The sequence below is a fragment of the [Clostridium] symbiosum ATCC 14940 genome (assembly GCF_000466485.1).
In the GTDB taxonomy this organism is placed as follows: domain Bacteria; phylum Bacillota; class Clostridia; order Lachnospirales; family Lachnospiraceae; genus Otoolea; species Otoolea symbiosa.
The window spans coordinates 1-6,340 of sequence record NZ_KE992931.1 but is presented as its reverse complement, the minus strand read 5'-3'; the positions used below and the strand labels follow the sequence as shown (position 1 = coordinate 6,340).

General features: G+C 34.4%; 10 protein-coding genes and 1 pseudogene. 4 read left to right on the top strand and 7 right to left on the bottom strand.

Annotated elements, in window-relative coordinates; all coding sequences use genetic code 11:
- The 4 genes and pseudogenes from CLOSYM_RS24080 to CLOSYM_RS12730 form a co-directional block, all read right to left on the bottom strand.
- Window positions 1–80, bottom strand: a pseudogene (locus tag CLOSYM_RS24080) (transposase); the annotation flags it as partial.
- A gap of 414 nt (window positions 81–494) precedes the next feature.
- Window positions 495–737, bottom strand: a complete 243-nt coding sequence (locus CLOSYM_RS12740; protein ID WP_044902410.1) for a hypothetical protein — start codon at window positions 735–737, stop codon at window positions 495–497.
- Window positions 738–924: 187 nt separating this feature from the next.
- Window positions 925–1,194 carry a response regulator gene (locus CLOSYM_RS12735; protein ID WP_021642424.1) on the bottom strand — a complete coding sequence of 90 codons (270 nt, stop codon included), beginning with the start codon at window positions 1,192–1,194 and terminating at the stop codon, window positions 925–927.
- Window positions 1,194–1,859, bottom strand: coding sequence for a hypothetical protein (locus CLOSYM_RS12730; protein WP_021642423.1), 666 nt, complete (start codon window positions 1,857–1,859; stop codon window positions 1,194–1,196). The genes CLOSYM_RS12735 and CLOSYM_RS12730 overlap by 1 nt, the downstream gene beginning before the upstream one ends.
- A 189-nt stretch (window positions 1,860–2,048) precedes the next feature.
- On the opposite strand from CLOSYM_RS12730, the gene CLOSYM_RS12725 reads away from it, so the two are divergent.
- Window positions 2,049–2,504 carry a tyrosine-type recombinase/integrase gene (locus CLOSYM_RS12725; protein WP_081697070.1) on the top strand — a complete coding sequence of 152 codons (456 nt, stop codon included), beginning with the start codon at window positions 2,049–2,051 and terminating at the stop codon, window positions 2,502–2,504.
- 265 nt (window positions 2,505–2,769) lie between these two features.
- Here the strand turns inward: CLOSYM_RS12725 and CLOSYM_RS12720 are convergent, their stop codons facing one another.
- Window positions 2,770–2,994: a helix-turn-helix domain-containing protein gene (locus CLOSYM_RS12720; protein WP_021642421.1), complete on the bottom strand. Its 225-nt coding sequence runs from the start codon at window positions 2,992–2,994 to the stop codon at window positions 2,770–2,772.
- Window positions 2,995–3,057: 63 nt separating this feature from the next.
- Between CLOSYM_RS12720 and CLOSYM_RS12715 the strand changes: the two genes are divergently transcribed.
- Genes CLOSYM_RS12715 through CLOSYM_RS12705 form a run of 3 tightly spaced genes read left to right on the top strand, consistent with a single transcriptional unit; the run spans window position 3,058 to window position 4,777 of the window.
- Window positions 3,058–3,423, top strand: coding sequence for a hypothetical protein (locus CLOSYM_RS12715; protein ID WP_021642420.1), 366 nt, complete (start codon window positions 3,058–3,060; stop codon window positions 3,421–3,423).
- Between the two features lie 4 nt (window positions 3,424–3,427).
- Window positions 3,428–3,844, top strand: coding sequence for a hypothetical protein (locus CLOSYM_RS12710; protein ID WP_021642419.1), 417 nt, complete (start codon window positions 3,428–3,430; stop codon window positions 3,842–3,844).
- Window positions 3,845–3,901: 57 nt separating this feature from the next.
- Window positions 3,902–4,777, top strand: coding sequence for a hypothetical protein (locus CLOSYM_RS12705; RefSeq protein WP_021642418.1), 876 nt, complete (start codon window positions 3,902–3,904; stop codon window positions 4,775–4,777).
- A gap of 425 nt (window positions 4,778–5,202) precedes the next feature.
- On the opposite strand, the gene CLOSYM_RS12700 is transcribed toward CLOSYM_RS12705, so the two are convergent.
- Complete coding sequence (locus tag CLOSYM_RS12700) at window positions 5,203–6,027, bottom strand: hypothetical protein (RefSeq protein WP_021642417.1); 825 nt, start codon at window positions 6,025–6,027, stop codon at window positions 5,203–5,205.
- A complete protein-coding gene (locus CLOSYM_RS12695) occupies window positions 6,020–6,301 on the bottom strand; it encodes a MarR family transcriptional regulator (RefSeq protein WP_115639069.1) in 282 nt (93 codons plus the stop codon). The genes CLOSYM_RS12700 and CLOSYM_RS12695 overlap by 8 nt, the downstream gene beginning before the upstream one ends.
- Between the last annotated feature and the right edge of the window lie 39 nt (window positions 6,302–6,340).

Below are 6,340 nucleotides of genomic sequence, written 5' to 3'. Positions count from 1 at the left end.
CGTTTTAATACCTTTATCTTGTTGTTAAATCCTTTTGTGGGACCATTTGTCAATCCGTATTTAAAGGCATTCAGGATATGCAATAAGCCATTTCTGAATTAGAAACAGAATAAGGTCGATTAAAGGCTGAGAAATCTTTAGAAAAATTATGCTTGTTATTAGATAAGGTGTAGAGCTTTATGCTTCTCTGGATACTCCCCGGGAAGTTCAAGTCTTATTTCCTGCTCTAGAGGAAACTCTGACACTGCCAGATGATCTTGTGAAGTACTTGGAAGACAAGTCTAAAGTTGCTGATTTGCAAGATGTAGCAGAATAAACAGAAACCGTTAGACGGTTGAGCCTATAAAATTTGGTACAAATGGCTAATAGAATTAGTAACACAAAAGTGACCGCGTCTTGCTAGGGCGCGGTCACGGAGCTATCTCCCATGCGTTTATGTAATGTTTCCGTATGGCGGCAATACCCTCCATATAAATTCGAATGTATGTGCGGAATTAAAACGTTTTAGAAATCAAATTATATGCAGTAATTACATAAACAAAAATAACAACTCCTATAAAGATAACTGCATCGCGTTTAGAGCCTTTATCATAACATTCTTTTGCATGTGTCAATAGTGTCAACCCCATAAAGAAAAACATAAAAGGCATGGAAATATCATAAGGTAACAATTTCATCAGGCCAATAGCACCAAAAATAAGCGTTGAAATAGAAAATATCGCTTTCCAAATTCGCATATATTTCACCTCCATCATAGATAAAAATTGCTTTTTATCGATTCGACAATTGTATCATGATAACCCTTCTTCAATTTACGTACTGCTCTGCAATTATGGTTCGCAAAACTTCCTCAATAAATTTTGAAGTTTTTAATATCGATGGGCTTGGTAATGTAGTCATCCATACCACATGCTAAAGCCTTATCTACGTCTCTTTAAACGCGTTGGCCGACATACCAATAATTACTGTGTGGCTATGCTTAGAATTCTTCGATTCCAAATCACGTATCGCAGCTGTCGCATGATAGCCATCCATAACAGGCATTTGCACATCCATAAATATAATATCATATTTATTGGTATCTGCCCGAAAGAATTCCAGTGCTTCGTTACCATCACTCGCTACATCTACATGTACTCCGTAATCGGTCAACAGAGTTTGAGCTATCTCCGCATTCAGGGTATTATCCTCCACTAACAGTATTCGGCCTCTACCTCCCGTTTGGATAAGACATACCGATATAAAAGCAGCGTAACAACTATCACACTGATTAATACAGTAGTCAAAATAAACATAATCCGCTTATAAGAAAGCGATTGAAGGTATAAGGTGTCGAACATCAATATTGCATTATGAATAAGTATTTCCAAAGCGGTGTCAATCTCATCGAGCAGAGGTATAATGTTTTCCTTCACATATAGCATGACCGTTTCATCTGAAACCCCATCCTGCTCGCACAGTTCTATTAAATACTCCTGCTGTTCCAACATATCATTATACTGCTCTTTGAGCTTTACAGCGGCTGGAGGATCTGTCAGATACAGCGAAACTATTGTTTCCAATGCCTGATTGCTAGATCCTTGGTTTTCTGCTAATCCCCTCTTCACTTCGTCTAATGTATCAATGGTTCTGTCCGTACACAACCGCTCTACCGTTAAGCGAAGTTCGCGAGAATTAGTTTCCATTTTGCCCGCTGCGATAGCAACTGGGAAAGGATGCTCCTTGATATTTTCAAGTCCCCCAATAATACTGTTTGTGTAGGAGGCTGAAATTATATAGTATCCAGCCAACAATATTAAAAGAAAAACTGCCATTACCTTGGCTAATTTTTGATATCTATTTAATTTGTTTTTTAACATTAGTCACGCCCCTTCGAATAAGAAAATCCTTTTATGTGGTATTTGCTCTATGAGAACACTGATCTCCTTTGCCATATTCTTCCTGCATATATTTTTTAAGTATACCATCAAAATATATCCTATTCAATCTGAGTTGGTAATGTCGCGTACAAATACGTATTATAAAATAATCAATAGTGATGATCCAAGATCGTTGAAATCATTAATTATATTGTACCTAGTTTATCTATTGAAGATGTGAAGGTATGGGGGAAAATGGCTCTGCTTACGGGGTTGCGAGTTGGTGAACTATGTACATTAAAATATTCTGATCAAGAACAGGATAGGTTATACATTCAACGCACAGAGATTAAATATAAGGATCAGAATGGTAAAACAGTGTATGCTGTAAGAGATTTTCCCAAAAGTGAAAGTAGTATGGATGGCATTGAACTTTCCAATTCTGCAATAAAGATTTTGGGGATGATCAAGCGCATGAATTTTCAAAATGGGGTAAAAAGTGATTATTTATTTTATGATAATGAGCATGGGAGATTAAAGATATACTTTTTCAATAGGACACTCAGGAAAATCTGTAATAAGATTGATATTCCGTTTCGCTCAATGCACAAACTAAAAAAACGTATGCTTTGGAGTAATAAATAAAAATGATTTATTGGCTAATCAAAATATTATGTAAAAGTGTAACCCAAAGTGTAACCAAATGTAATCACTAATTTCATCGAAAAAAACGAAAAAGTCCTTGAAAATCAAGGACTCTAAATAAGCTGCTGACGGGAATCAGCCAATTCAGCACAGAACTAAACAGTATCCTAATAAACAAAAACAACGTAGAATGGAGGTTTTGCGCAACCTATCATCATCAAGCATATTAAGTCGAGGAAGTAGTCGAGTAGTTAGTCGAGTAAACCTAGTCTTTAACGTATTCTAAGAGATCATCTAAATCACACTCAAGTACATAGCACAAACGTGCCATAACCGCCAAATCAACTCTTTGCACCTCGCCATTCATATAAGCTTTCAGTTGGGTTCGTTGCATTTCAGCCCTACAGGCTAACCGATTTATACTTATATCCTCTTTTTCCATAAAATCTTTTAATTTTATCTGAATATGTCCATAATCAATATCTCTCATGCAACTCACCTCTTTAAAATCATAATAACAAGTATTGCCATATTTTTGAATGAGTAGTAAAATATGAGTATATATCTACTCATAAATGGAGGTGAAGAAAAAAAGATGGATGATGGTTTCAAAAGGCTCATGGAAAAACTTGCGTTATTTGAAAAGACCCATACAAAATGTTTTTTTTCTGAACGTAGGGACAAAATCAAAAAGATTTTTGCAGAACTGGAGTTAGAGTTAGTTGACGAAGCAGATTTTATTTTAAAAGAAAAATCTGACAGCCTAGAGATTCTAATAACGGCACAAGAGTTTTTGACATGCGATTCAGGAGGGCATAGTTTAAATCAATTACTCGGAGAAGCCAACTATTTTGAAGCTAATATAATAGATGAAAAAATTGTTTTTCTACTGTGGTTTCGTTTGTGGGATTGGGTATAGAAGTATGAAGATAAAAATGATTTTTGGAGTATGCTTGCTGTCTGTAACCATAATTATGTTCAAAATTATTAAACCTACATCAAATGATTACTGTAAAGATGTTTATCAGTATTTTGGCAGTAAAACCATCGTGTATGCAAGTAACGCAAAAGATTACGGTAGCTATTACGAAATGACAGCTAATATTTCTTGTGGAGTGACAGAGGATGGAAGTTTGACAGAATCGGTTAACGTTGTAGTTCGTGTTTGTAAAAATGCCACAGTTTTTTTTCTGGATGATCCAGACACAAAATTAAGCTTGTACGACTATGCAAACTGGCATTCAGATACAATAACTGAATTTCAACGTGCAAGAATGTTTGTAATCATGCAAGACAATGATGGTTATATTATCGAGTTTGGTGATAGCCATGCAGGTTAGTATATATAATCTGATTCACAGATTTTATATAAAAATATAATACGGAGGAATACGTAGATGAAAAAATTAGCGCTTTTATCACTAGCAGTTGCAACAGCAATAGCTTTAGGAGGTTGCGGTGACAAACAACAACTGACAGAAAAAGATTTAGAAACTATTTCCGAAAAACAAGTGGAACAAGCTTTTGAGAAAATGGAAAATCAGGTTTCAAAAGAAGCTAAATCCAAAGAACAAACTCAAAAAGAAACAGAAACCGATAAAATCGATTTAAACGAACCAGGAGTAAGTATAGCAGTTGACGACCCATATGAAATGAATTTATTTGAAATTTTTGGTCTGGATAATGATTTTCCAAAGCCTAATGAAAATTATGGTATTAAATCAAGCTATTCTACAACTGGTTATCAACTAGATAGCAAAACAGGCGAACAGAAAGAGGGTATACAAAAATCTACGCTTTGGTTTGGAAAAAGTGAAAACTACTACAGCGATTATAGAGATCAAGTGGTTGCTTACCTAAAAGAGAAAAAGCCAGACCTAGAAACAAATCCAAGAGAAAACACCTGGCCTAATTACTTTTACAAGATTGATGATGATTATTATGGTGTGGTAAACGTATACGGAGCTGGAAATAACGGAACAGGAATTTACATACAAAAATTTGCGTATAGTACACATACACTTACTGCAATCTTAGGAAAACAATATTCTGGTGATTTTTCTTCATGGACAAATGAAAGTGGCACAGAAGTCAAGGAACAAAAGATAAATATTGTAGATGACAAAAAGAGTTTTTTATTGATTTACCGCTCTGACACGCACCCTGATCTGCCATATGACCTCAAAGAGGGCACAACAGTAACTGTAACTTTTGATGAGGTAGAAGAATATCGACCAAATTACTATCGTGTTAATAGTATTATTATTGAGTAGTTAAAAAACTCGTCAGATTCGTCTGGCGAGTTTTTCTTTTAATCAGGATTTACGGTTCAAGTGGTGTACTATGGTTCATAAATACTATGTGAGATGAACCACATTTTTTAAATTATTTTTTCAAAAAACTTCAATCTCAAAATCTATCTCATATATATATCGCCAGCGTACTTTCTTCACCTTAACAGCGTACTTTCTTCACCTCAAAATGCCAATTCGCTTAGTGTTTATGCGGGTTTCAGAGAGACACTAAATAGTATCAAATAGTGTTATTAAATACAATAAGAGCGCACATAATTTTTTAGTCAAAAATTAGTGCGTTATCTAACAGAAAGAAATGATTGGAGAGGCTAACAGCCACATGGCAGATTGCAATTATTTGCAACTGAATAAAAAGTAAAATTAAAAACGCCCGGTAAAGGCGTTTATTTTTTTAAAATAATATTGGATGTTGCAGGTGTTTTATAATTGGACTCAACTTCCAAGCGAGCTTGCGATAGTAGTTTTGCTATAGTAGTCATATCTTCATCATAATACTTTCGTTCCGTCAGTCCTAAATCTATCTCCGCAATAAGTCTTAAATTAATCAAATCCAACTCATATTGTATTAAGTCGAAATAAATTTTTTTTTCATGTTCACTAGTGTTAAATTCACTCAAAAACTCCTCAAAGCGCCTATCCAAGTCCAAAGATAACTTTGTTATATATTCATCGATTGAACAAAATTCATATCTAGGACGATTCTCACAGTCTAAATATAGCATTGTTGCCCAATTCAAAATATGATTGGGTATACATGGTTTTTCTGTATCAAGCCAATAGTCTATGAGACCTAAATCAAAGTCACTTTTTGTTAGTTCTCTAAAACATTCATAGTCTGTTAAATCTACTTTCTCATTTAGATAGTACGCTATTGCTACAGGAAAGTTAATATCGCTTATAGCTCTATATAAGTAAAAATCTATTAGAGAAACTTTAAGATCAAGTGCCTCAATCTGTTTCTGACAATATTGAACTAAGCTTGTTCCTAGAGTACAGGCAAAATTAAAATAGCCGAATTCATCAACTTTTGACCCATCACTCGCTATCATTTTTTTGATAGTGTCATCAACAACAGCGTCAAACTCCGCATTTTTTATTATAGTTTCGGTTTTAAAAAAATCCAATAAATTTTTTTTAACATGTACTTCGTCTCCTGTCATGATATAGTTTATAAAAATTTCTGTTGGTGTATAATATATTTTATTCATTTGCAGTTACCTCCCAATTAAATGAATAACATGGCACAACTCTTTTTCCGCTTGAAAGCGTCATAACGTAGTTGTACCTCTTTAATAGCTTCTGTTGATATAGTTGCTTGCAATATCTGCTGACTGTTGACTTTCGTAAGCCTAACGCTTTTTCAATATCTTCTAATCTGCACTGACCTATACTTGCTATGTATAAAATAATTCTAAGTTTATCTCCACACAAGTTTTTCAAAGCAAGTATACCTAAAATTTCTTTTACTCTATCCAGTTCCATAACTGATCCCTCCTCGTATAATAAGTTTGTAAGCAAGAA

Bases quoted from the DNA above. Each gene is read 5' to 3' on its own strand.
- CLOSYM_RS12695 (WP_115639069.1), bottom strand. From the start codon at position 6,301: ATGGAACTGGATAGAGTAAAAGAAATTTTAGGTATACTTGCTTTGAAA.
- CLOSYM_RS12720 (WP_021642421.1), bottom strand. From the start codon at position 2,994: ATGAGAGATATTGATTATGGACATATTCAGATAAAATTAAAAGATTTT.
- CLOSYM_RS12705 (WP_021642418.1), top strand. From the start codon at position 3,902: ATGAAAAAATTAGCGCTTTTATCACTAGCAGTTGCAACAGCAATAGCT.
- CLOSYM_RS12700 (WP_021642417.1), bottom strand. From the start codon at position 6,027: ATGAATAAAATATATTATACACCAACAGAAATTTTTATAAACTATATC.
- CLOSYM_RS12710 (WP_021642419.1), top strand. From the start codon at position 3,428: ATGAAGATAAAAATGATTTTTGGAGTATGCTTGCTGTCTGTAACCATA.
- CLOSYM_RS12715 (WP_021642420.1), top strand. From the start codon at position 3,058: ATGAGTATATATCTACTCATAAATGGAGGTGAAGAAAAAAAGATGGAT.
- CLOSYM_RS12740 (WP_044902410.1), bottom strand. From the start codon at position 737: ATGCGAATTTGGAAAGCGATATTTTCTATTTCAACGCTTATTTTTGGT.
- CLOSYM_RS12730 (WP_021642423.1), bottom strand. From the start codon at position 1,859: ATGTTAAAAAACAAATTAAATAGATATCAAAAATTAGCCAAGGTAATG.